The 21,872-nt window shown below is 54.1% G+C and carries 17 protein-coding genes and 8 pseudogenes; 23 read left to right on the top strand and 2 right to left on the bottom strand.

The annotated features are described in order from the left end of the window. Positions 1-10 precede the first annotated feature (10 nt). The 13 genes and pseudogenes from MUU47_RS08965 to MUU47_RS08910 all read left to right on the top strand — a co-directional run bounded on the left by MUU47_RS08965 (position 11) and on the right by MUU47_RS08910 (position 14,606). A complete protein-coding gene (locus MUU47_RS08965) occupies positions 11-1,324 on the top strand; it encodes a VasL domain-containing protein (protein ID WP_258987829.1) in 1,314 nt (437 codons plus the stop codon). A gap of 27 nt (positions 1,325-1,351) precedes the next feature. Then, positions 1,352-3,361, top strand: coding sequence for a type VI secretion system Vgr family protein (locus MUU47_RS08960; protein WP_258987828.1), 2,010 nt, complete (start codon positions 1,352-1,354; stop codon positions 3,359-3,361). Between the two features lie 10 nt (positions 3,362-3,371). Beyond that, positions 3,372-4,613: a DUF2169 family type VI secretion system accessory protein gene (locus MUU47_RS08955; RefSeq protein WP_258987827.1), complete on the top strand. Its 1,242-nt coding sequence runs from the start codon at positions 3,372-3,374 to the stop codon at positions 4,611-4,613. 1 nt (position 4,614) lies between these two features. Next, positions 4,615-4,971 (top strand): DUF4150 domain-containing protein, encoded by a 357-nt coding sequence (locus MUU47_RS08950; RefSeq protein ID WP_258982068.1) that lies wholly within the window; start codon positions 4,615-4,617, stop codon positions 4,969-4,971. Positions 4,972-4,976: 5 nt separating this feature from the next. Then, on the top strand, positions 4,977-9,434 hold the full coding sequence (locus MUU47_RS08945) for a TreTu family toxin (RefSeq protein WP_258987826.1): 4,458 nt from the start codon (positions 4,977-4,979) through the stop codon (positions 9,432-9,434). Continuing rightward, positions 9,425-9,688, top strand: a complete 264-nt coding sequence (locus tag MUU47_RS23590) for an immunity protein TriTu family protein (protein WP_445326633.1) — start codon at positions 9,425-9,427, stop codon at positions 9,686-9,688. Before MUU47_RS08945 ends, MUU47_RS23590 begins: the two co-directional genes overlap by 10 nt. 157 nt (positions 9,689-9,845) lie before the next feature. Further along, positions 9,846-10,613: pseudogene (locus tag MUU47_RS08940) on the top strand (RHS repeat-associated core domain-containing protein); the annotation flags it as partial. Further along, positions 10,613-11,095, top strand: a complete 483-nt coding sequence (locus MUU47_RS08935; protein WP_258987825.1) for a pentapeptide repeat-containing protein — start codon at positions 10,613-10,615, stop codon at positions 11,093-11,095. The pseudogene MUU47_RS08940 and the gene MUU47_RS08935, both read left to right, overlap by 1 nt. 283 nt (positions 11,096-11,378) lie before the next feature. Further along, complete coding sequence (locus tag MUU47_RS08930) at positions 11,379-11,522, top strand: hypothetical protein (protein WP_258987824.1); 144 nt, start codon at positions 11,379-11,381, stop codon at positions 11,520-11,522. Then, positions 11,512-11,718 (top strand): hypothetical protein, encoded by a 207-nt coding sequence (locus MUU47_RS08925; RefSeq protein ID WP_258987823.1) that lies wholly within the window; start codon positions 11,512-11,514, stop codon positions 11,716-11,718. Before MUU47_RS08930 ends, MUU47_RS08925 begins: the two co-directional genes overlap by 11 nt. Positions 11,719-12,085: 367 nt before the next feature. Then, positions 12,086-13,720 (top strand): annotated as a pseudogene (locus MUU47_RS08920) (RHS repeat-associated core domain-containing protein); the annotation flags it as partial. Positions 13,721-14,046: 326 nt separating this feature from the next. After that, positions 14,047-14,376 carry an Imm45 family immunity protein gene (imm45, locus tag MUU47_RS08915; RefSeq protein WP_258987820.1) on the top strand — a complete coding sequence of 110 codons (330 nt, stop codon included), beginning with the start codon at positions 14,047-14,049 and terminating at the stop codon, positions 14,374-14,376. Positions 14,377-14,384: 8 nt separating this feature from the next. Then, positions 14,385-14,606 carry a hypothetical protein gene (locus tag MUU47_RS08910; RefSeq protein WP_258987819.1) on the top strand — a complete coding sequence of 74 codons (222 nt, stop codon included), beginning with the start codon at positions 14,385-14,387 and terminating at the stop codon, positions 14,604-14,606. A gap of 630 nt (positions 14,607-15,236) precedes the next feature. On the opposite strand, the gene MUU47_RS08905 is transcribed toward MUU47_RS08910, so the two are convergent. Continuing rightward, positions 15,237-15,491 carry a hypothetical protein gene (locus MUU47_RS08905; protein ID WP_258987818.1) on the bottom strand — a complete coding sequence of 85 codons (255 nt, stop codon included), beginning with the start codon at positions 15,489-15,491 and terminating at the stop codon, positions 15,237-15,239. 62 nt (positions 15,492-15,553) lie between these two features. Between MUU47_RS08905 and MUU47_RS23640 the strand changes: the two are divergent. The 7 genes and pseudogenes from MUU47_RS23640 to MUU47_RS08880 all read left to right on the top strand — a co-directional run. Continuing rightward, positions 15,554-15,853 (top strand): annotated as a pseudogene (locus MUU47_RS23640) (hypothetical protein); the annotation flags it as partial. A gap of 432 nt (positions 15,854-16,285) precedes the next feature. Continuing rightward, positions 16,286-17,161, top strand: a pseudogene (locus MUU47_RS23585) (RHS repeat domain-containing protein); the annotation flags it as partial. Beyond that, positions 17,144-17,491 (top strand): TNT domain-containing protein, encoded by a 348-nt coding sequence (locus tag MUU47_RS23580; RefSeq protein ID WP_445326634.1) that lies wholly within the window; start codon positions 17,144-17,146, stop codon positions 17,489-17,491. The pseudogene MUU47_RS23585 and the gene MUU47_RS23580, both read left to right, overlap by 18 nt. After that, positions 17,482-17,718 carry a hypothetical protein gene (locus MUU47_RS08895; RefSeq protein ID WP_258987815.1) on the top strand — a complete coding sequence of 79 codons (237 nt, stop codon included), beginning with the start codon at positions 17,482-17,484 and terminating at the stop codon, positions 17,716-17,718. Before MUU47_RS23580 ends, MUU47_RS08895 begins: the two co-directional genes overlap by 10 nt. 465 nt (positions 17,719-18,183) lie before the next feature. After that, entirely contained in the window at positions 18,184-18,450 is a 267-nt protein-coding gene (locus MUU47_RS08890) for a hypothetical protein (protein WP_258987814.1), read from the top strand. A gap of 212 nt (positions 18,451-18,662) precedes the next feature. Further along, positions 18,663-19,554, top strand: a pseudogene (locus MUU47_RS08885) (RHS repeat-associated core domain-containing protein); the annotation flags it as partial. Beyond that, positions 19,551-19,814 carry a hypothetical protein gene (locus tag MUU47_RS08880; protein ID WP_258987813.1) on the top strand — a complete coding sequence of 88 codons (264 nt, stop codon included), beginning with the start codon at positions 19,551-19,553 and terminating at the stop codon, positions 19,812-19,814. The pseudogene MUU47_RS08885 and the gene MUU47_RS08880, both read left to right, overlap by 4 nt. Before the next feature lie 38 nt (positions 19,815-19,852). Here MUU47_RS08880 and MUU47_RS08875 read toward each other — a convergent pair. Next, positions 19,853-20,119: pseudogene (locus MUU47_RS08875) on the bottom strand (transposase); the annotation flags it as partial. 80 nt (positions 20,120-20,199) lie between these two features. On the opposite strand from MUU47_RS08875, the gene tnpA reads away from it, so the two are divergent. The 3 genes and pseudogenes from tnpA to MUU47_RS08860 all read left to right on the top strand — a co-directional run. Continuing rightward, positions 20,200-20,610 carry an IS66-like element accessory protein TnpA gene (gene tnpA / locus MUU47_RS08870; RefSeq protein WP_258987812.1) on the top strand — a complete coding sequence of 137 codons (411 nt, stop codon included), beginning with the start codon at positions 20,200-20,202 and terminating at the stop codon, positions 20,608-20,610. Then, positions 20,607-20,917: pseudogene (gene tnpB / locus MUU47_RS08865) on the top strand (IS66 family insertion sequence element accessory protein TnpB). Before tnpA ends, tnpB begins: the two are co-directional and overlap by 4 nt. 84 nt (positions 20,918-21,001) lie before the next feature. Then, positions 21,002-21,778: pseudogene (locus tag MUU47_RS08860) on the top strand (IS66 family transposase); the annotation flags it as partial. Between the last annotated feature and the right edge of the window lie 94 nt (positions 21,779-21,872).

Here is a 21,872-nt window from a genome sequence, read left to right as displayed (position 1 = left end):
ACGATGAAGCATGAGTGAAGTTACCGGGAACATCATTATTCAGACAGGCCCAGATCCCCGGGACTGGCCTGAGTTCGCGGCGATCCGTGAAGAGATCAATAAAATTAACCATCCGGCCCGGCCGGAGGTGAGCTGGAGCCTAATCGAATCGCTGTCGCTATCGCTGTTTCGCAGCAACGGTGTGGATTTGCAGACTGCCGCCTATTACACCCTGGCCCGTACCCACAAACAGGGACTGGCCGGGTTTACCGAAGGTTGTGAACTGCTGGCGGCGATGGTCGCTAACCAGTGGGATCAACTGTGGCCGCAGCAGGGGCAAGCGCGCACGGAGATCCTCGAATGGTTCAATGCCAGAGTGGGTAGCCAGTTGCGTCAGCACAGCTTTGAAAGCCGGGACCTGCCGATGATCTTCCGGGCGGAGCGGGCGTTGCAACTGCTGTGCGACAAGCTGCAGCAGGTCGAACTGAGCCGGGTACCCCGCATCGAAAATCTGCTGTACCTGATGCAGAACACGGCGAAGCGGCTGGAAGCCCCTACCATCAAACCCGCTGCGCCCGCCGCACAGCCAAAGCAGACGCTGGTGTATTTGTCCGTACCGCAATATGAGCCGGAACCGCCTGTGGTTCCGGTGCATCAGCCGGAGACCCCGGCACGACAGGGTGTGGAAGTGCGTTTTGCGACACCCGCGACAAAACGCTCACCGGTTATCCTCGGTTTTGCGGCTGGTGTGTTTTTCAGCGCAATGGCGGCGGTGGTTGTTTACATGACCCAGGTCAGGCCGCTGCAACAGCAACTGAACGCGCTGGTGAAGATGCCCGATACAGCGGCAGTGCTATGGCTGAGCAAACCAACACTCCCCACTTACCCAGAACAGCTTAGCGTGCTGGAGGATCTTTCGCCTCTTGCCGCACTGCAAACGGCAGACCGCGTGGTGGCAAAGGCCAGCAGCCTGTGGCCGAAGGATCCTCTGCAAATCGCTCAGACACAGCGCTGGCAGCAACTGCAGAAAGCCAGGGCCGACAACGCCGAAGAGGACAGCTATTTTCAGCTCCGCCTGCAACTGAAGGCGCTTTCAGACAAGCTGGTCGAACAGGAAAAGGCCCATGGCAGCCTGACCATCTCGTATCTCAAAACCGCCGTTTACCAGATGCAGAACGAGCTTAACCGCGCCACGCCGCTCGAGGAGTTGCTGCGTCAGCTGTCACTGGCGGTCGACATGCACCAGCCGCCGTCGCCGTTATTAATCAACCAGACCGGTGAGCGCTGGAACGCGCTGCTCAGTCGATATCACCAGCTCATGGTGCAGGGGCAGTCCGCCCGCTGACGCCCGCCATTCAGGTAAGGAGTACCTATGTTTGCAGATGACAAGACCACATCCCCGGTGCCCGGGGTCAAAAAGCCCAGCGGTTTACAGTTCACCCTGACGGCCAGCGGCCTACCGCCGCAGACCTTCGCGGTGGTGGATTTCACGCTCAGTGAAGCGCTGTCTGAGGCGTTTGTGCTGAACGTCGGACTGGCGAGTGCGGACCCGGCGGTGGATTTTGCGGCGGTGCTGGATAAAAACGCCACGCTGATGGTCTGGCGGGAAGGGGTGATGCAGCGCAGCATCACCGGGATGGTGGCGAGTTTTGAACAGGGAGATACCGGCTTTCACCAGACGCGTTACAGCATGGTTATCCGTCCGGCGCTGTGGCGCACCAGCCTGCGGCGCAACGCCCGCATCTTCCAGATGGAGACGGTGGAGAGCATCCTCAGCACACTGCTGAAGGAGAACAGGATAACGGACTTTGCATTTGCGTTCCGCAACCCGCATCCGGCCCGGGAATTCTGCGTGCAGTATCAGGAGTCGGACTTCGATTTTATCCAGCGTCTGACGGCAGAAGAGGGCATTTTTTACTACTTCGAGTTCAGCCCGGGTAAGAACACCGTGGTCTACGCGGATGACGTCGGCTCGTTGCCCAAAGGCGCCACGCTGGCGTACAACCCGAACGTGGCGGCCCAGGCTCAGGAGCTGTGCGTCACCACGTTTACCCGCAGCGCGCAGGTGCGCCCGGCCACGGTGCAGCTGAAGGACTACACCTTTAAAAATCCCCGCTGGCCGGCCCAGTTTAACCGTGAAGCGAGCGACCTGAGCAACCAGCGCGCGGACTACGAACACTTTGATTTCCCGGGTCGATTTAAGGACGAGCAGCACGGGCAGGACTTTACCCGCTACCGGCTGGAGGCGCTGCGCAACGACGCCAGCCAGGGGAAGGGCCAAAGCAACGATGTCAGCCTGCAACCGGGCCAGTTGTTCAGCCTGAGCCGCCACCCGCGCCCGGACCTGAACCACGCCTGGCAGATACAGCGTATTGAGCACACCGGCAAACAGCCACAGGCGCTGGAGCAGGAAGCGGGCGAGCAGGGCACGCACCTGAGCAACCGTTTCAGCTTCATTCCTCACACCCAGACCTGGCGGCCGACGCCGTTGCCTAAACCGGCGATGGACGGCCCGCAGATAGCGATGGTGGTGGGCCCGGCCGGGGAGGAGATTTACTGCGACGAGTACGGCCGCATCCGCCTGCAGTTTTTGTGGGACAGGTACGGGAAAAGCAACGACAACAGCTCGTGCTGGATACGGGTGACACAGCCATGGGCAGGCCAGGGCTGGGGCGTGCTGGCTATCCCGCGTATCGGGCAGGAGGTGGTGGTGGACTTCCTGCACGGTGACCCGGACCAGCCGATTGTGACGGGGCGAACCTACCACGTGAACAACATCCCGCCGGGGAGTCTGCCGGGAACGAAAACGCAGATGGCAATTCGTTCGAAGACACACAAGGGCGAAGGGTTTAACGAGCTACGTTTTGAGGATGCCAGAGGCAGCGAAGAGCTGTTTCTGCACGCGCAGAAGGACATGAACACCAAAGTCCTGCACGACCGTACAACCACAGTCGATAACGACCACAGCGAACGGGTGGGCGGTAACCAGACAGTGACGGTGGCAAAAAACCAGACCACCACCATCGTAGAAAATCACACTCACACCGTAAAAAAGCACAAACTCGAATCAGTTTTGCTGACAAGCACTGAGATTGTGGGGGGCATTCGTTCCCTGGCTGTGACGGGCATGTATGACATAACTGTGGGGGCTGAAATGCTGACAGCCGTGGCTTTCGACCAGACAGAATTTGTTGGCATGAGCAAAAGTGTGGATGTCGTTAACTCACTGAAGGTGAGTGCAGGGGAGGTGATCGAACTGACCTGTGGCCAAAGCTCAATCAAGATGAACAAAGATGGCAAAGTAACCATCACCGGCACAGAGTTTGTTTTTTCGGCCAGTGGGCAGGTCAATATTATCGGCAAAGATGTCGATTTGAATTGAGGACACGGAAATGGAATTTCGCAATCTGACACCTTTTGCAGCCATGCAGTACGCGATGCTGGATGCCAGTGACGAAGAAAAGCATGTTGTGGTAATGAAAGTCGGCTACCAACTTCAACCTACCGGGCGGGGAGGCTATCAGCTTCGGGTGCGGGATGATGATGCTGTCCCGCTTTGCCTGGAGGATGAGTTTAGCGAAAAAGTGAATGCCTCATCTGTGTTGCAGGAAAGCGATCTCGCGCCGTTTAAACCGGTTTGTGATGTCATTATTAATGCCACTGCGTGGTCTGCACAGCGTCACCCCTGTACCGAAATACCGGTCAGCATAGTGATAAAAAACGCAGAAGGCGCATCGTTACTGTCCCGAAAACTGATGGTCACGGGTGAGCGCTATTTTGAGCAACATGTGTTAACTCAGCAATGGTCGCTAAGCCAGCCGGAACGCTTTGTCTCTTATCCTCTGCGCTGGGAAGGGACGTTTGGTGGTGAGAATCGCCTTGAAAAACACGAAAAAATAACGGGTGAAATAGCCGGGTCTGCGCTTTTGACGGCGGAACAACAAGCCCAGCATCCACAGGCACCGGATACGCCACTGGCGCATGAGGCCTGCGCGCACAATCCGTTAGGACGGGGCTTTATCGCGCCATGGTATGCCCGGGCAAAACAGCCAAAACGATACCCGGCCCCCCGAATTTTTGATCCGCAACACCCCCTCATGGCAGAAGACTTTGCCGCACAAATTGCGGGTAATTCCGATCTCAACGCGCCTTGTTTTCACCCCATTGGGCTGGGAACGCTAGGGCGTGCATGGCAACCCCGTTTGGCGCTGGCTGGCACCTATGATGAAGAGTGGCTGGCAGCACGCCAACCGTATCTGCCCGCAGATTTTGATTTCCGCTACTGGAACTGTGCGCCTTCGGAACAGCAAATTCCTTACCCAACACTGCCGCTGTCGGTGAACCTGGAAGGGGTCTCCCCCGATGGAGCATTACAATTTGAGCTCCCGGATCATGTCGCGTTTATTTTGCTGCGAATGAAAAATGGCATTTGGCTACCGCAGCGCATGCAGATAGACACGTTGCATATTGATTCAGAGAGGCGGGAAGTCACGGTTTGCTGGCGTTATCTCATCTCTGCCAGTGTCCCGGCTCGCGTGATGGAAGCGCGATTTGAAACCGATCCTGAGAAGCTTCCCGGGCGCATTTATCCGATGTGCTTCGGCGCGACATCCTCTGCAGAAAAGGTTTTCTGACATGGCTGAAAATTATATGGCACGCAAAAATAGCGAATGGATTGTTGTCAGTCTGACCCCCGATGTCTGTAAAACCCCAATGGGGCCCTCTACCCCCCCAATCCCGTATCCGGTGATTGCCCGTCTGGGCAGTGCTGTCCAGGAAGTTCCCTCAGTAAAAGCCAATGCGTGTCCGGTTGTGGTGATGAATCAGAGCTTTATTCCGTCCACCATCGGGGACCAGCCCGGCGTAGCTAAAGGCATAAAGAGCGGTACGGTCGGAGGGAAGTGCTATCCGCTGGAGCACAGTACAACCGTAAGGGCAGGGAAGCGTGCGGTCCTGCGCCATGGCGATAAATTCTGGATGAACGGGAAATAATTGTTATGACTAACGATGATATCACCGTCAGCACCAATCTCCCGACGGCGGCTCAGGAAGATGCTTATTACAACGCCATTGCCTCCAGCACGGTTCAGGGAACGAAGGCTGATGATTATGTTTCGGTGATTACCCACTATAACAATGGTGCACCAGACGATGTGGACTCATGGACACCCCAGGAGTACGAGCAATTCAGACAGGACCATCCCCGGCTTAATTTACCCGAACTGGCTGACGGGCCCCGCACGGAGCCTGTGGCATCAGGGCCGGTCACAACCGGCACCGGTAACACCCTTGGCAAAATCACGCAGATGCCGAAAGCCCGTAATATTGTGGCGAAAGAGGCTAACCCGGCAGTGGTCCCTGAAACCCCGGCAGAGCAGGGCATCTGGTCAGAATTCACGGACTGGGCGGGGGAAGCGGTGGACGGCATTCCTGATGCCATCGAACACCCGGAGATGGCCGCGCTGGGGGCAGGGAAAAGCGTGTGGAATATGGCACTTGATATTGGAGGGCTTTTTGCTCAGGGGGCGACCCTGCAGGCATCGGGTGAAATGATGCAGCAAGCCGCCCTCACCGGTGCCCTCGGCAACCCCGGCCAGGCAGCGGAGATGATGCAGACCGCGCAGGCCATGCAGGATAATGTTGCAGATGTGAACTTTGACAGCGCCAGGGCGACGCTGAATACCCCGGCCGAACATACCGGGGATGTGGCCATCCAACTGGGGATGGGCATCGCAGATGGTGTGGGCTTTGTTAAAGGCCTCACCAGTGTGCTCAGTAAAATCGCCGCCAGAGAGACGGCGGCGGCAGCGGCAAAGGGCATGGCGAAAGGCGCGGAAAAAGAAGCGGCGCATGCGGCTGAGCCCGGGGCCACGGTGCTTCCCCGGAAAACAGAGGCTGAGGGCAAAACGGCAGCAGATGAAAACGCCAGCCCGTCGACGTCGGATAAGAAAGACGGGGATAACGATATTGAGACCGGGACCTGTGCCAGTGACCCGGTGGATGTCGCCAGTGGCGATTTACTGCAGGTGTTACCGGTGCTTGACCTGCCGGGCACCCTCCCCCTGACGCTGACGCGTGTCTACCGCTCCCGTTCGTCACAGAGCGGTTTGTTTGGTGATAAATGGAGCGATAACTGGTCGCAGTCTTTATTGCTTACTGAAGATGAAATTCACTTCACTAATCATGAGGGCACCCGGCTGAGCTATTACACCCGCGGTGAGGCGGTGGATGCGCTGAATCTGCAGCAGGCCCATTACCGTCTGTACGGCACTCGCCACGGGGCGCTGTATATTTTTGACCGCAGAAGCCAGTTGACGCTCTGTTTTGAGTCACAACCCCGGGCCCGCCGCCGGCTTTCCGGGCTGCATGACGCCGCCGGGAACCGGATTGTGTTTTGCTATGAAGGGGAACGTCTGGTGCGCCTGACGCACAGTGACGGCTATGACATCGTGCTGGAGTACCGGCACAACCGGCTGAGCGGTATTACCCGGGTCGAGGGCGCGCAACAGCAGTGGCTGGCAGAGAGCCATTACGATGACAGTGGCCGGCTGGCAGAGTGCCGCACGTTCCAGTTTACCCATCTGTGGCATGAATACGATGCGCAGGGATACATGCTACGCTGGCACGATACCGACAAAAGCGATGTGCGCTACCGCTATGACGCCAAAGGCCGGGTGACAGCCGTGCGCGGTGAAGGCGGCTATTTCTGTGACCGTTTTATTTATGACGAACGTAACCGGCGAACCACGTATCTCGACGGCGAAGGCGGTCGTTCGGTGTACGAATACAATCCGGCAGGGCGGGTAACCCGGGTCACTGATCCGCTGGGCCGTGTCACGCAGACGCTGTGGGACCATGGCAATAAAGTGCGTGAGACCGACGCACTGGGGCGCAACACCGACTACCGCTACAACGCTTATGGACAGGTGATACAGGTCAGTAACGCCGCGGGTGACACGGTGCGTTATGACTACAACGACGCCGGTCAGGTGGTGAAGGTCACGCAGCCCGACGGACAATGCTGGCAGTTTACGTGGAATGACCAGGGGCGACAGGTCAGCCGGACCGACCCGCAGGGGCTGGTGACCGTCAGGGACTATAACGCGCAGGGTCAGTGCCTGAGTGAGTATCAGCCCGACGGTGCCGCGTGGCATTATGGCTACAATGCCCGGCATCAGCTGACCACCCTGACCGCCCCCGACAAGGCCGTTACCCGGCTTGAACAGGACTTGTTCGGGAGGGTCCTGAGCGCCACTGACCCGCTGGGGCATCTCACCCGGTATACCCATTCCGAGGCGCATGCTGGCGTAGAGGGCAGCCTGACGCAGGTTAATCTGCCGGACGGCGTAACGCAGCGACTTGGCTACGATAGTGAAAAACGCCGGGCGAGTTTCACGGACGGCGAGGGCAAAACCACCCGTTATGTGTACGGGGAGTTTGACCTGCTGCTGGGGCTGACGCGTCCGGACGGGAAGACGCTGCGCTTTGAGTATGATTCGCTGACGCGGCTGATGCAGGTGACCAGCGCGGGCGGTGAAATCTATAAGCTTGAGCGGGATGCGGCCGGGCAGCTTGTCCGTGAAACGGATTTTACCGGGCGCAGCGTGCAGTATGAGTACGACGCCGCGGGGCGGCGCACGGGGGCCCGGCACCCGGATGGCCGGATTGTCCGCTGGCACTACTCCCTGCGGGATGAACTGATACGCCAGGAGGTGTGGCAGGGCGGCGATACGCAGTCCACGCTGCTTGCCGTCACGCAGTACGGGTATGACCGGCAGGGGCGGATGATACGGGCGCAGAACGATGACGCACTGGTGGAGTTTGAGTATGACGCGGCCGGGCGTCAGGTGTGCGAACGACTCAACGGGCAGACGGTCACGCATCAGTGGGAGGACCGGACACAGCGTGCCCTGTCGCGGACCTACGGCGGGCTGACGTCAGGTTACGAATACGATACGGGGGGACGGATAAGCGCCCTGCAGGTGGGGGATTTCAGCCCGCTGTCGCTGAGCTACGATGCGGCGGGCCGGGAACATCTGCGCCAGAGCCGGGCGGGTTTTATTCAGGCGCAGGGTTATACCCCGACGGGGATGCTGCAGGTGCAGGCGGCCGGACGAGACTCGGTGCAGTTCAGGCATCTGCTGGGCGGGGACGGAAGTGAGATGACCGGCAGCGTGGTGAACCGGCGCTGGGCGTATGACGGGGCGTATAACGTACGGCGCATTGAGGATGGCCTGTGGGGTAACGCGCAGTTCAGTTGCGACCAGAACGACCAGATAACCCGGGTGATGCCGGACGGGGCGGGGTCAGCGGGAGAGCGGTATGAGTACGACGCGGACCTGAATATCCGGGCGGTACTGGCGGCGGAACAACGCATCAGCCAGCAACAGCAGGCCGGGCGGGTGGTGAGCCGTGGCGACTGTGAATACCGGTACGACGCCGCCGGCCGACTGACAGAGAAGCGGTTGTGCCGGGATGGCTGGCGGCCACAGCGGTGGCGTTACCGGTGGAATGCGCACAGCCAGCTGAGCGAGTTTATCACCCCGGGCGGTGAGCGGTGGTGTTATGCGTATGACCCGTTCGGGCGGCGCATCCGCAAGGAAAAGCGGTCAGACATCACCGCCGGGACAAGGCCGGTGGGGTGCGAATACCAGTGGAGCGGTGACCAGCTGATAGCGGAGACGCCGTTATACGCGGATGGCCGCGCGGCATATGAGGAGAGCATCCACTGGCTGTATGCGCCGGGAGGACTGACGCCGGTCGCACGACAGGAAAAGGGCAAGCTGCATTATGTGGTGAGTGACCACATGGGAACGCCACGGGAGCTGCTGACAGAGCAGGGGAAAAGGGCGTGGGCAGGGCGGCTGAGCCTCTGGGGCAGGGGCAGTCAGTGGGCGGTGGCGGCGAATGATGCGGATAAGCTGAGCTGTAACCTGCGTTTTGCGGGGCAGTACGCAGATGAAGAATCGGGTTTACATTACAATCGGCACCGTTATTATGACACGGAGACGGGGCAGTACCTGACGCCGGACCCGACAGGGCTGGCGGGAGGGGTAAATCCGTACGGGTATGTACATAACCCGTTGGGGTGGGTTGATCCGCTGGGGCTTAAAAGTGTCACTGTTGGTCGATGGATGGGACCAGAAGAATACAAACAAATGACTGAAACTGGGCGGGTTATGCAAAGTTCTACAGGAACCACCCATGTTGCTTCTCCCGCGGATATTAATGCATTTGGAAAACAAGCCAAAAATGGAGCAATGTATGTCGAATTCGATGTTCCCGAATCATCATTAGTTCCTACAAATGAAGGATGGGCAAAAATTGTCGGGCCTGATTCTATTGAAGGACGTCTTGCTAAGCGTAAAGGTTTGCCAGTTCCTGAAATGCCAACAGCGCAAAACATTAAGGTATTAGGCAATAAAATTGATGGGGTAATAATAAAATGCTGCTGAGTTTCAATGATTGGGTATTGGTAAACACCAATTACAGGTGCATTGTTAATCACAATGAACTATCCGATAGTGTGGTTATCGATGTTGACACTGATAAATATATTGCCAGATTTACTGTTTGGGATGATAAAAGCTGTATGTCAGAAATAATTAAAGTGGATACCGGGGATTATCTTATAAATAAAAGAAATGAATTCAATGACCTGAAAGAGTTGTTGTATCTATTTCATACTTTCAATGATCTACTTAATTAAGCTTCGTTATATGATGATTGGACAGGAATGACCGATTACGTTCTTTCCTGCTTTGTTATTTAACCTGCCATTTTATACAACGTTGATTTAGCATTTTTGTTTGCCGGGTTGATATCCCGCAGTTGCTGGTGCAGATATTCTTACTGATGTTTCAGGGATAGCGGATACGCCGGTGTACGCGGATGGCCGCCCGGCACATGAGTAGAGCATCCACTGGCTGTATGCGCCGGGAGCGCTGACGCCGGTCGCACGACAGGAAAAGGGCAAGCTGCATTATGTGGTGAGTGACCACATGGGGACGCCGCGTGAGCTGCTGACGGAGCAGGGGAAAAGGGCGTGGGCAGGCCGGCTGAGCCTCTGGGGCAAGGGCAGTCAGTGGGCGGTGGCGGCGAATGATGCGGATAAGCTGAGCTGTAACCTGCGTTTTGCGGGGCAGTACGCAGATGAAGAATCGGGTTTACATTACAATCGGCACCGTTACTATGATACGGAGACGGGGCAGTACCTGACGCCGGATCCGATAGGGCTGACGGGAGGAGTGAATCCGTACGGGTATGTGCATAACCCGTTGAGTTGGGTTGATCCGCTGGGGCTGGTTTGCGTTTGTCCGCCTAAAACTGGTGCTGATGTAACATCTAATATGATTCGAGATGTTTTAAAAGACGACACAATGCAAACGCTGCAAGGTGACGTTTCTCTACCGGCCATTCAACGTTACGTAGATCGATTACTCAAAGGTGATGTCGCTCCTCCAATTAAAGTTGATGGTAATGTTGTTGTTGAGGGAAATCATCGATATGTAGCAGGTAAAGTTGCAGGGAAGATGCCAGAAACATCCCCAGGCACTTTATCACCAAGCCAGGTACCAAATATAAAACCGATGTCATCTACTACAGTGGATGATTTTGACTGGGGGAATTATTAATGATAACCATTAAATTTAAGACCAACGATACACAAGAGTTTAATCTTGATAGCTTGGATAGAGCGAATTTTGATGGCAATCAATTGCATGCGGCCATTTTTGATGGGTTTTCCTTATATAAGGCTAGCTTTGTAAAAGCTAATCTACGAAGTGCGGAACTTTCCCGATGCTTTTTACACGAGGCTGTTTTTATTGAAGCATTATTAATGAATGCCTATTTGAAGTATTCAGTGTTGACAAAATCTGATTTTTCTTCCGCAAGGTTATCAGGTGCTTGTTTTTTTAAAGCAGATTTGAGAAATGCAAACTTTTCCCAAGCCGATGTATTTGGTGTTGAATTTAATGGTGCGGATTTAAGGGGGGCCAATTTTCTTGGTATGCAACGATTTGATAATGCAAGTTTTGATGAGGCGCTCTTTAACGAAAAAACTATTTGGCCTGTTGGTTTTTCCCCCGACAATCGAGGGCTTATATTAATTTAAAGGATCGAAAATATTCTCATATCTTCCAACCTTTTCGATTATCTTAACTTTATCCCCCTTGAGCACCGCTTTAGCGGCGCTCTTTGCGTTTCAGTCAGAGGTTGCTGAGGTTTTGGCTGTCAAAGCAAATATTGAGAGTGGTTCTACTCTTTATGGAATAGGTTCTATAGGTAAAAGTGAAACAACAAGTGCACAACTTTGGGCTTTAAAAGATCCGAATAAACCAGGCTATGAAAATAGATGTAGTATCCCATAGAATAATGTTGATCGTAGTGATTTTCTTGTGAAGGCGAAAATTAAGCTTGGTACAAGTACTGTTACTCGCCCGGCTCCGCGGGCTGGTGAAGGCGTGGGTGGTAAAGAAGATATGGTGCCGCAAAATGCCGATAATATTATTACATTTAATGGCGTTGATTGTGAAAAATGATATTTATGATAATGAAATTGAATTGGCGTGGGAATTAAAAGGCATTGATAATGATAGGTTGGGATTAGAACTTGTCGATGTTATTGAATACAGTGATATCTCAACAGATGCTTCAATTAAAATAATCTACTGGTTTGAACCAATAAATGTTAAAGATATTGATGCGAAATTTTCGGATTTGCTAAAAATCACATAGAAAGAAATATATGAAAAGTTGAAGTGATTTTTATTTGTGAGCGTTTCTAGCTGGACTGAACGCGAATTCGACTCCAACCCCCGACAAGGCCGGCACCCGGCTTGAACAGGACCTGTTCGGGCGGGTGCTGAGCGCCACTGACCCGCTGGGGCATCTCACCCGGTATACCCATTCTGAAGCGCATGCCTGCGTAGAGGGCAGCCTGACGCAGGTTAATCTGCCGGACGGCGTAACGCAGCGACTTGGCTACGATAGTGAAAAACGCCGGGCGAGTTTCACGGACGGCGAGGGCAAAACCACCCGTTATGTGTACGGGGAGTTTGATCTGCTGATGGGGCTGACCCGCCCGGACGGGAAGACGCTGCGCTTTGAGTATGATTCGCTGACGCGGCTGAAGCAGGTGACCAGCGCGGGCGGTGAAATCTATAAGCTTGAGCGGGATGCGGCCGGGCAGCTTGTCCGTGAAACGGATTTTACCGGGCGCAGCGTGCAGTATGAGTACGACGCCGCGGGGCGGCGCACGGGGGCGCGGCATGCGGACGACCGGATTGTCCGCTGGCACTATTCCCTGCGGGATGAACTGATACGTCAGGAGGTGTGGCAGGGCGGCGATACGCAGTCCACGCTGCTTGCCGTCACGCAGTACGGGTATGACCGGCAGGGGCGGATGATACGGGCGCAGAACGATGACGCTCTGGTGGAGTTTGAGTATGACGCGGCCGGGCGTCAGGTGTGCGAACGGCTCAACGGGCAGGTGGTCACGCATCAGTGGGATGACCGGACACCGCGTGCCCTGTCGCGGACCTACGGCGGGCTGACGTCGGGTTACGAATACGATACGGGGGGACGGATAAGCGCCCTGCAGGTAGGGGATTTCAGCCCGCTGTCGCTGAGCTACGACGCGGCGGGCCGGGAACATCTGCGCCAGAGCCGGGCGGGTTTTATTCAGGCGCAGGGTTATACCCCGACGGGGATGCTGCAGGTGCAGGCGGCCGGACGAGACTCGGTGCAGTTCAGGCATCTGCTGGGCGGGGACGGAAGTGAGATGACCGGCAGCGTGGTAAACCGGCGCTGGGCGCATGACGGGGCGTATAATGTACGGCGCATTGAGGATGGCCTGTGGGGTAACGCGCAGTACAGTTGCGACCAGAACGACCAGATAACCCGGGTGATGCCGGACGGGGCGGGGTCAGCGGAGGAGCGGTTTGAGTACGACGCGGACCTGAATATCCGGGCGGTACTGGCGGCGGAACAACGCATCAGCCAGCAACAGCAGGCCGGGCGGGTGGTGAGCCGTGGCGACTGTGAATACCGGTACGACGCCGCCGGCCGACTGACAGAGAAGCGGTTGTGCCGGGATGGCTGGCGGCCACAGCGGTGGCGTTACCGGTGGAATGCGCACAGCCAGCTGAGCGAGTTTATCACCCCGGGCGGTGAGCGGTGGCGTTATGCGTATGACCCGTTCGGGCGGCGCATCCGCAAGGAAAAGCGGTCAGACATCACCGCCGGGACAAGGCCGGTGGGGTGCGAATACCAGTGGAGCGGTGACCAGCTGATAGCGGAGACGCCGTTATACGCGGATGGCCGCGCGGCATATGAGGAGAGCATCCACTGGCTGTATGCGCCGGGAGGACTGACGCCGGTCGCACGACAGGAAAAGGGCAAGCTGCATTATGTGGTGAGTGACCACATGGGAACGCCACGGGAGCTGCTGACAGAGCAGGGGAAAAGGGCGTGGGCAGGGCGGCTGAGCCTCTGGGGCAGGGGCAGTCAGTGGGCGGTGGCGGCGAATGATGCGGATAAGCTGAGCTGTAACCTGCGTTTTGCGGGGCAGTACGCAGATGAAGAATCGGGTTTACATTACAATCGGCACCGTTATTATGACACGGAGACGGGGCAGTACCTGACGCCGGACCCGATAGGGCTGTTGGGCGGGGTAAATCCGTACGGGTATGTGCATAACCCGCTGAGTTGGGTTGATCCGCTGGGGCTGGCGTGTTGTCTCTTACCCAATGGGCAAACTGTTGATAATTTTGAACAGAGTCTGGTCAAACTCCCTGCAAATGAACGAGTACCGGTTGTTAGAAACATGGCTGAAAGTGTAGCTAATAAAAATGGCTGGGCGCGTGCTAAAAATATAGAAAATAAAAATCGAGGACGCACGATTTATCAGGATGATAGATATTATTATTCAGTGGATACTCAACATGGTCGGTTTGAACAGTTAAGTAAAAAGAATGGTAAGCATATTGGGGAAATTGATATGGGGCAAAACCCCATTCAAGATAGCATTGATAAAAGTGGTGGGCATGATGTGGTGGTTAAATAATGATTAAACTTATTGAATATAAATCAGAGACGATATCGAGAGGCTGTGTTTTCAGGTTTCCATCTTTTTGGCCTTATGAGAAAACTGTGGATTTACTTGTGGTGAGTATGCCTGATGAGGACTCCGAGCATGCTTTAGTTGTATCTACTGGACATAAAGCAGGACTGATATTAGTTAGGTTGCCTAGAGAGTGTGAATCGACAAGTTGTAGGTCTATTAAATATCAATGGATTTTGGATAACTGGGATAAATGGATCTATCCCGAATGTAGTGTAGAAGATGTTTTTATTTTTCAACATTATGACGAACCTGAGTACCCTATTAAATAAATTACCAAATGAAAGAGTCGGAAATAATCTCGACTCTTTCACCTCAGAAAACTATTTATAAAGAGGATGCTGATGCGTTGCTCAAAGCGGCTTTCCCTGACTATCAAAAAGTCAATGGCGTTGGTCCAGAGGACGCCGTTGGCCTTAGAAAAAAAGGAAAATGGATCGTTTTAAAGAAGGAGGGGCATATCACAAAGATTATTCAGTTGATCCTTCAACAGGAAGAGTGAGAGGACATGGTCCAAATGACGATCACGGAAACTACCCTCATATAAACATAAAACGTAGCGATGGTGTAAAAGTAGTAATTAACATAACAGGTAATCAATGAACAGAGACAGCTTATTAAACAAGATCTCCAATGGTTTTCAGGTAGGATGCAGATTTTCATTCTTAAATAAAGACAAGGTCTGCTGGTCTTCTGTCGGGTTGCAAAAATGGGAGGGAAAATATAAAGTCTATGTTGATGAAATATTAGAATCCATGATGTCTTCCGAAGAATATCTCAGAGAGGAAATCATTTAATTTAATACCATTGATGAGGCATTAATATTTGTCGAGCGGAATACCAACGCTAAAATAAACGACTTGGCGCCTTGCAAAGGGCAAAGAATATTTAACCCCTCGCATAGTTAATTCCATAACTTAATATAATATCAAGAACTACTTGCGAACAGTGTGGCAGCATGGTCAGTCTGACCGACTCGCTGTGCGGTGCCGCAGTCCACACACTGACAGTAAACCGTGTTGCACCAATCGTTTCGTTACTAGGATAGTTAAATGGGGCAGGACATTTCGGTATACCCGATACGCCTCGCCAGCTTCCGCTACCCGCCTCGGTTCTGTGCGGTCATGCAAAATCAAAAACCGGTCTGGCAGCGGTGCACCCTGTGAGCTTCGTCAGCCCGCGCCCGTCGCGCACTCACAGCGCAGCGGCCACGGGTTATGGGAACGGCTAATTTCCCTGTTGATATTTTGCCGCTGCGTTCACTACACCAAACCAGCGCATCCTGCATTCCCTTCATCATCTGCCGCGCCTGATAAAGCTGCTCCCTCAATTCCTGCGTCTCAATATTATCTGCCATTAGCACAATACACCCTTCAGTGATTTTCATGATCCCGCCCTGACGGGAAGACGCTGCGCTTTGAGTATGATTCGCTGACGCGGCTGAAGCAGGTGACCAGCGCGGGCGGTGAAATCTATAAGCTTGAGCGGGATGCGGCCGGGCAGCTTGTCCGTGAGACGGATTTTACCGGGCGCAGCGTGCAGTATGAGTACGACGCCGCGGGGCGGCGCACGGGGGCGCGGCATGCGGACGACCGGATTGTCCGCTGGCACTACTCCCTGCGGGATGAACTGATACGCCAGGAGGTGTGGCAGGGCGGCGATACGCAGTCCACGCTGCTTGCCGTCACGCAGTACGGGTATGACCGGCAGGGGCGGATGATACGGGCGCAGAACGATGACGCACTGGTGGAGTTTGAGTATGACGCGGCCGGGCGTCAGGTGTGCGAACGACTCAACGGGCAGACGGTCACGCATCAGTGGGAGGACCGGACACAGCGTGCCCTGTCGCGGACCTACGGCGGGCTGACGTCAGGTTACGAATACGATACGGGGGGACGGATAAGCGCCCTGCAGGTGGGGGATTTCAGCCCGCTGTCGCTGAGCTACGATGCGGCGGGCCGGGAACATCTGCGCCAGAGCCGGGCGGGTTTTATTCAGGCGCAGGGTTATACCCCGACGGGGATGCTGCAGGTGCAGGCGGCCGGACGAGACTCGGTGCAGTTCAGGCATCTGCTGGGCGGGGACGGAAGTGAGATGACCGGCAGCGTGGTGAACCGGCGCTGGGCGTATGACGGGGCGTATAACGTACGGCGCATTGAGGATGGCCTGTGGGGTAACGCGCAGTTCAGTTGCGACCAGAACGACCAGATAACCCGGGTGATGCCGGACGGGGCGGGGTCAGCGGAGGAGCGGTTTGAGTACGACGCGAACCTGAATATCCGGGCGGTACTGGCGGCGGAACAACGCATCAGCCAGCAACAGCAGGCCGGGCGGGTGGTGAGCCGTGGCGACTGTGAATACCGGTACGACGCCGCCGGACGACTGACAGAGAAGCGGTTGTGCCGGGATGGCTGGCGACCACAGCGGTGGCGTTACCGGTGGAATGCGCACAGCCAGCTGAGCGAGTTTATCACCCCGGGCGGTGAGCGGTGGCGTTATGCGTATGACCCGTTCGGGCGGCGCATCCGCAAGGAAAAGCGGTCAGACATCGCCGCCGGGACAAGGGCGGTAGGGTGTGAATACCAGTGGAGCGGGGACCAGCTGATAGCGGAGACGCCGTTATACGCGGATGGCCGCGCGGCATATGAGGAGAGCATCCACTGGCTGTATGCCCCGGGAGGGCTGACGCCGGTCGCGCGGCAGGAAAAGGGCAAGCTGCATTATGTGGTGAGTGACCACATGGGAACGCCACGGGAGCTGCTGACGGAGCAGGGGAAAAGGGCGTGGGCAGGCCGGCTTAGCCTGTGGGGCAGGGGAAGTCAGTGGGCGGTGGCGGCGAATGATGCGGATAAGCTGAGCTGCAACCTGCGTTTTGCGGGGCAGTACGAGGATGAAGAGTCGGGGTTGCACTACAACCGGTTCCGTTACTATGATACGGAGACGGGGCAGTACCTGACGCCGGACCCGATAGGGCTGTTGGGCGGGGTAAATCCGTACGGGTATGTGCATAACCCGCTGGGGTGGGTTGATCCGCTGGGGTTGAGTAATCTACCCGTAACATACTGGCCTCCAAATGATGGAGCACATGGCCCGATAACGAAAACAACGTTAGAACCAGGAACGACTATTGATCGGTATGGTTTGCCAAGAGGGAAATATACTTCTCCGTACGGTACACCATATTCAATGCGAGCTTTACCTCCTGGAACGGATTCAGAACCGTATTCTGTTTATAAAGTGGTGAAACCAATCCCAAATGTTGCTGAGAGTAAAATAGCCCCTTGGTTTGGAGAGACGGGGATGGGAACTCAATATAAGTTAGAGGACAGTGTGCAATCTTATTTAGATTCTGGTCATCTGGAAAAAGCTGGAGGCAAGTGTTGTTAACCAAAATTGAACTTATCAATGTGCTGCATAAAAACAAAATTCCGGAGTATTGTTACTCAATTGATAATGAAAAAAATGAGTCACTTTGTCTCCTGCAAGAAAATGGAAAGTGGATTATTTTTTATAGCGAAAGAGGAGAGCGAAGCGACCCTGAATATTATGATAGCGAAGAAGTTGCCTGCACAAAATTCTTTAAGGAAGTTATTGATATGATTAACCATTTGTAATGCAAAAATAAATATATTCAATACAGAAAACACGCGGAAAAATCACCTCGATCTTTCCGCGTGTTTCACCTGTCCTGCCATTCGCTGTAACGCCTATTCCTCCAGGTCCTGAACTTCCTGAAAGTATTGCTAAAACGTTTGAAAATGGGCTTTATCAAAATAGAAAGTTATCATCGGATGAAATATTCTACAAATATCATGGACTAGATAATCGAACTGGTAAAAAATATTCATGGTTGACTAATCAAAAATATAGTTCGGAGAGCTTGCTAAGGGAGAACCTTGCCATACGAAGTGATTGGGGGGTAAATATAACCAATGTATCTGAATTCACAATACCTCAAGGTACATGGGTTAGCGAAGGAATGGCAGCGGCACAAGGTACTGGTTACCCTGGAGGGGGTACCAGGTAGTAATATCTAATTTACCTAAAGTTTTGGTAAATAAAACAATAGGAGTGTCTTGGTGATAGATTCAGATTTGTTGAGCTCATTGAGTTTATTGATAGATTGTTTGAATAAAAACAACAAAAAACAATCAGCTAATTTTTTTATTGCCAGATTGAAAGATATTGCAGATTCCGAAAGTGACTTGATACATATAAAGTCAACTTTAAAAGAACTTTCCACATGTAGAGCTATGTCTCAATATACAGGATTTACATTGGCAGAAGAAGCCCTACTCAATGATGTTGTTGATAATGTATTGAGAGTAATGAAGAATAACCCTTAAATGTGGTTCGGGAAAGATCACTCAGGTCTTTCTCGATATTTTTATGTAATACATTATCACCCCGGGCGGTGAGCTGAGAGCTGAGAGCTGAGAGCTGAGAGCTGAGAGCTGAGAGCTGAGAGCGGTGGCGTTATGCGTATGACCCGTTCGGGCGGCGTATCCGCAAGGAAAAGCGGTCAGACATCGCAGCCGGGACAAGGGCGGTTGGGTGTGAATACCAGTGGAGCGGTGACCAGCTGATAGCGGAGACGCCGTTGTACGCAGATGGCCGCGCGGCATATGAGGAGAGCATCCACTGGCTGTATGCCCCGGGAGGGCTGACGCCGGTCGCGCGGCAGGAAAAGGGCAAGCTGCATTATGTGGTGAGTGACCACATGGGAACGCCACGGGAGCTGCTGACGGAGCAGGGGAAAAGGGCGTGGGCAGGCCGGCTTAGCCTGTGGGGCAGGGGCAGTCAGTGGGCGGTGGCGGCGAATGATGCGGATAAGCTGAGCTGTAACCTGCGTTTTGCGGGGCAGTACGCAGATGAAGAATCGGGTTTACATTACAATCGTCACCGTTATTATGACACGGAGACGGGACAGTACCTGACGCCGGACCCGATAGGGCGGGCTGGCGGGAGGGGTGAATCCTTACGGGTATGTGCATAACCCGCTGGGGTGGGTTGATCCGCTGGGGTTGGCTTGTTGTCCGCCTAAAGAAGCGTCTTATGAGGGCGTGAAAGATACATCTGAATATCTCCGCTCTATGAATGTAAGCAGAGCAGAAAGAAAACAAATAATAGATTCTTTTGAACCGGGCACTTTATCTGTGAAAATAGCCGGAGATAATCAGTTTGGAATACGTTTTCATGATTATGGGAAAACAGCCAGAGCAGAAGGCCAGTATGTTTTTGAAACATTCACTCCTCAGACGAACAGATCTGGTTTGGCACTACCTCCTGAATGGAATGGTATGACAGGAATTAAGCAATGGCAGATAAAGCCAAGTACAACAATGGTTAGTGGTAATGCTTCCCCTCAATTTGGGTATGGCGATCAATATAGTGGTGGCGCAGACCAAATTTTTGTTCTACAACCTTGGAAATATGGGTCGTTACAATGAATCAGTCTTTTGAAATACTATTGAAAGGATCACTTGATAAGGTGAACTATGCTATTTGGCTGCATGAGAATGGCCAGACTGGACCTCTATCTGTTCATGTTCTGGCGCAGGTAAGACGTGAGCTGGAAGAAATGATTAAAGTAATGAACCCCAAAAATTACACTCCAACCTATCCTCGTTACATTTTAGATTGGCCGGATGAAGACGGACTGATAAAAGAATTAATTGATGTTGTCTATCTATATCAGAAGATTAGATAGTTTGAGCCTGTCCCTAATTCTGTGTAACTGCCACCGTATTAAAGGTGATCGCTCAGGCGGTCACCGAACTCGATAATAAAACGACTCATCGCCAGCCGCCAGTTTTGGATCGGCATACTCCATTTTTTTGAAGCATCTTTGATCGCCAGATAAATAACTTTTCTCACTGAGTCGTCCGTCGGGAACACTTTGCGCTTCTTTATCGCCTGTCGGATCACGCTGTTTAGCGATTCGATGGCATTCGTGGTGTAGATGGCCTTGCGAATATCAGGCGGATAACCGAAGAACGTATTGAGATTTTCGTAAGCGTCATCTCAGTATCGTCTGGTGATTTTCTGACGCATTCGACAAAGTGGTGTCCACCAAAATAGTAGTGGGAACCAAAATGTCAGATATGCAGAAAAATATCACGGCAGGCAGACGAAAAGGCTGCCTTAATTATCCCCCAGAATTTAAACAACGGCTTGTTGCGGCTTCCTGTGAACCCGGTGTGTCTATATCAAAGGTGGCACTGGAGAACGGTATCAATGCCAATCTGTTATTCAAATGGCGCCAGCACTGGCGGCAGGGAAAAATCCAGCTACCCACAACACCTCCGGCAGAGCTCCCTCAGTTACTCCCTGTGACTCTTGAGGCTGATGGCGCTCCGGTAACTCAGCAATCCTCACTGCCTGCATCTGGACCAGAAACACTCAATATCAGTTGTGAGGTCACCTTCCGGCACGGAACGCTCAGGCTGAACGGAGCTGTCAGCGAAAGCTTACTGACAATGTTGATACGGGAGCTTAAACAGTGATCCCGCTACCGTCAGGCACGAAAATCTGGCTGGTCGCCGGTATCACCGACATGAGAAACGGCTTCAACAGACTGGCCGCAAAGGTGCAGACCGCGCTGAAAGACGATCCGATGTCGGGTCACGTTTTTATCTTCCGCGCCGAAGTGGCAGTCAGGTGAAACTTCTCTGGTCTACTGGCGACGGGTTATGCCTGCTGACGAAACGGCTGGAGCGCGGGCGCTTCGCCTGGCCATCGGCCCGCGACGGCAAAGTGTTCCTCAGTCCGGCACAGCTGGCGATGCTCCTCGAGGGCATCGACTGGCGGTAGCCTAAAAGACTGCTGACCTCCCTGACTATGCTGTAAACCTCTTTATCCTGGTCGTGACTGAATGAGCCTGGTAAAATCCCCCGGATGAACAACCCGCTTCCCGATGACATCGATGAACTGAAACGTCTTCTTGCCGAACAGGAAGCGCTGAACCGTGCCCTGCTGGAAAAGCTGGCGGACCGAGAACGCGAAATCGACAAGCTGCAGGCACAGCTGGATTAGCTCCGCCGGATGAACTTCGGTAGCCGCTCCGGAAAAATATCACGCCGTATCGCACAGATGGAAGCTGACCTGACCCGGCTTCAGAAGGAAAGTGATACCCTTACCGGCCGGGTTGATGACCCGGCGGTGCAGCGTCCTCTGTGTCAGACCCGCACCCGTAAACCGTTCCCCGAATCGCTTCCCCATGATGAAAAGCGGTTGTTACCGACTGAGTCATGTTGCCCAGACTGTGGGGGTTCGCTGAGCTACCTTGGTGAGGATGCAGCCGAACAGCTGGAGCTGATGCGCAGCGCCTTCCGGGTTATCCGCACGGTGCGCGAAAAGCATGCGTGCAGTCGGTGCGATCGCATCGTTCAGGCGCCGGCTCCCTCACGGCCCATTGAGCGGGGTATCGCCGGACCGGGACTGCTGGCCCGTGTCCTGGCGTCAAAGTATGCGGAACACACACCGTTGTATCGCCAGTCGGAGATCTATGCCCGCCAGGGTGTGGTGTTGAGCCGTTCTGTACTGTCGGGCTGGGTGGATGCATGCTGCCGGCTGCTGTCCCCGCTGGAAGAGGCGCTTCAGGGCTATGTCCTGACCGACGGTAAACTCCATGCCGATGACAGTGTGACACGAAGGACGGAACCGGGAAGGCTCCGCCCATGCTGTGTCTGAGATGGAAGATGGCCTTCCGTATTCGCCTTACAGGAGGAGGATACAAACCACCTCAGACTGTTGTGGTAAAGAGCCA

This window comes from Scandinavium hiltneri, from assembly GCF_024764835.1.
Taxonomy (GTDB): domain Bacteria; phylum Pseudomonadota; class Gammaproteobacteria; order Enterobacterales; family Enterobacteriaceae; genus Scandinavium; species Scandinavium hiltneri.
This window is presented reverse-complemented; position numbering and strand designations above follow the sequence as displayed.

Coding starts and splice junctions, on each gene's coding strand:
- MUU47_RS08960 (WP_258987828.1), top strand. CDS start 1,352: ATGTTTGCAGATGACAAGACCACATCCCCGGTGCCCGGGGTCAAAAAG.
- MUU47_RS23590 (WP_445326633.1), top strand. CDS start 9,425: ATGCTGCTGAGTTTCAATGATTGGGTATTGGTAAACACCAATTACAGG.
- MUU47_RS08950 (WP_258982068.1), top strand. CDS start 4,615: ATGGCTGAAAATTATATGGCACGCAAAAATAGCGAATGGATTGTTGTC.
- MUU47_RS08955 (WP_258987827.1), top strand. CDS start 3,372: ATGGAATTTCGCAATCTGACACCTTTTGCAGCCATGCAGTACGCGATG.
- MUU47_RS08945 (WP_258987826.1), top strand. CDS start 4,977: ATGACTAACGATGATATCACCGTCAGCACCAATCTCCCGACGGCGGCT.
- MUU47_RS08880 (WP_258987813.1), top strand. CDS start 19,551: ATGAATCAGTCTTTTGAAATACTATTGAAAGGATCACTTGATAAGGTG.
- MUU47_RS08965 (WP_258987829.1), top strand. CDS start 11: ATGAGTGAAGTTACCGGGAACATCATTATTCAGACAGGCCCAGATCCC.
- MUU47_RS08905 (WP_258987818.1), bottom strand. CDS start 15,491: ATGAAAATCACTGAAGGGTGTATTGTGCTAATGGCAGATAATATTGAG.
- imm45 (WP_258987820.1), top strand. CDS start 14,047: ATGATTAAACTTATTGAATATAAATCAGAGACGATATCGAGAGGCTGT.
- MUU47_RS08910 (WP_258987819.1), top strand. CDS start 14,385: ATGAAAGAGTCGGAAATAATCTCGACTCTTTCACCTCAGAAAACTATT.
- tnpA (WP_258987812.1), top strand. CDS start 20,200: ATGTCAGATATGCAGAAAAATATCACGGCAGGCAGACGAAAAGGCTGC.
- MUU47_RS08935 (WP_258987825.1), top strand. CDS start 10,613: ATGATAACCATTAAATTTAAGACCAACGATACACAAGAGTTTAATCTT.